The 2058-nt window shown below is 35.5% G+C and carries 2 protein-coding genes; both read right to left on the bottom strand.

The window, feature by feature from the left end:
* Positions 1 to 305: 305 nt before the first annotated feature.
* On the bottom strand, positions 306 to 1040 hold the full coding sequence (gene bioD / locus QS62_RS11750) for a dethiobiotin synthase (RefSeq protein WP_066110399.1): 735 nt from the start codon (positions 1038 to 1040) through the stop codon (positions 306 to 308).
* Between the two features lie 245 nt (positions 1041 to 1285).
* Positions 1286 to 1885 carry a DedA family protein gene (locus QS62_RS11745; protein WP_066110397.1) on the bottom strand — a complete coding sequence of 200 codons (600 nt, stop codon included), beginning with the start codon at positions 1883 to 1885 and terminating at the stop codon, positions 1286 to 1288.
* Between the last annotated feature and the right edge of the window lie 173 nt (positions 1886 to 2058).

The raw sequence follows: 2058 nt of genomic DNA, 5'->3' as shown, positions 1-2058 counted from the left end.
TAATAAGTTCCTTTGTTGCAAGATAGATAAGCAAGAGATTATGGACAACATCTCCCACACGTAGAAACGTTATTTAAAAATAACTTATTGTTAGCATATACCTATTTTTATTTTTACGTCAATTTATTTTAGGGAAATGGCAATATTTTTTAGCATTTTGTGAGATAACACACAATTTACTTGCCAATTGCTACCTATGATTAAGAAAAATGTAAAGGAAAGTACAAGAATTTTACTAATTAGTACAAGTTATTAGCAATTAACGACCTCTTAATCGAGGCCGTTATTGTAGTTAATAAATATGATTAACAGAGTTCTGTTTTTAGATAAGTTAGCCGATCTAAGTTAGTAATGAAATGCCCGAGTTCTTGCTGTTCTGGGCGGTGCACATACGGGATTTCTCCTAATAAAGGCGCATCAATCACTTGATGTAATAATTTAATAATTTCCGCATAATGCCGTAAACAAGGGTTAATACGATTTGCAACCCAACCTACTAAAGGTACGCCGGCTGCCATAATAGATTGTGCGGTTAATAGCGCGTGATTCACACATCCCTCTTTAATCCCAACCACTAAAACCACCGGCATTTTATGCTCTTGCACCCACTTATCAAAAGTTATCTCTTTATTGATTGGCGTTAACCAACCGTAAGTTCCTTCCACTAATACTGATTGATAGCGTGAAGTTAAATGAGCAAGATCCTGATCAATTTTATTGATATCAATATTGCTCACTTCATCTAGCGCCGCAAGCACTGGCACGCTGCTTTCAGTAAAAGTATAACTATTAACTTCTTGATAGCTGACAGGTTGATCTGTACTCGCCATTAAGGTCTTCACATCTTTATTATCTTCGGAATGATCAACTTCAAGCTCATCTTTTAATGTTTCTGTATAAATACTGTCTTCTTCGCCGCAAGCAATAGGTTTATATCCGACAATTTTTACACCTTGTGATTGTAAAGCCTGAATAATTGCTCGGCTAACCACAGTTTTCCCGACATTTGTATCCGTACCCGTTACAAAAAAACAACTCATTGCTTCTTCCTTTTCTCAAAAAACTGTCGCGCATTATAATGGAGTTCATTTTGCTAGAATTTGAGCTAACACAATTTTTCGCGGATTTATCCTGAATAAAAAGGTACTCTTTAGCGGGAATTTCACACTTTTTTGATGTGGTTCGGTATTTTGCCCAATCAGCAACAGCAACGATTAGGCAACTCTACAAAAAGAAAAAGCGCTTTTGACCAGAAGCCAAAAACGCTTTTTCCAATTTAGTAATCTTAGTTGTTATTACGTTTTTTTCTAAAATAATGGAACGCTAAATATAATGCCAATAAACCTAATAAAATATAAATGCCGGTTTGCCCTTTACTAATTTGTTCTTTAATCCAATCCAAATTGTGCGCACCATGATAGCCCAAATAGACCCAAATCGGTACTGAGATAATTGCTGCGGCAAAGTCTAACAAGACAAATCTGACATAACTAATGCGGTGGGTAATTCCCGCCACCATATAAATCGGCGCTCTTAAACCGGGTAGGAAGCGAGCAACAAATAAAACACGATTACCATAACGATCAAACTTTTCACGCACTGCTCGCATTGTTTTAGGTTTTAAAATACGGCGTAATGGACGAAAACGTAAAATTTTCACGCCATAAATGCGCCCTAACCAATACATTGTGCTATCGCCAATTAAAACCCCCAACATACTGACAATTAGCATAATATGCGGATTAGCATAACCTAAACCAGCAATAATGCCGCCAGATACTAAGGTAATATCCTCCGGAATCGGCACACCAAACCCACAAATAATTAATACAAATAAAACAGCGAAATAGCCGTAATTACTAAAAAATTCAACTAATAATTGCACAACAAGCTTCCAAATAAAAAACGAAAAAGTTAACTGAAATTATTGAAATCGACTGTTATTTATCAGTTCGCTATTTTGCCTTCTTTAGCTGCGAATTACTACCAGAAATTGTTAAATTCTTGATATAGGTAAAATAAGGAATTTGCATAAAAGTTTAATGATTAAACTTTTAT

Origin of the sequence: Gallibacterium salpingitidis, assembly GCF_001678495.1 — a bacterium.
Lineage (GTDB): Bacteria > Pseudomonadota > Gammaproteobacteria > Enterobacterales > Pasteurellaceae > Gallibacterium > Gallibacterium salpingitidis.
The sequence above is the reverse complement of the archived record's forward strand: the minus strand, read 5'-3'. Positions and strand labels throughout refer to the sequence as shown.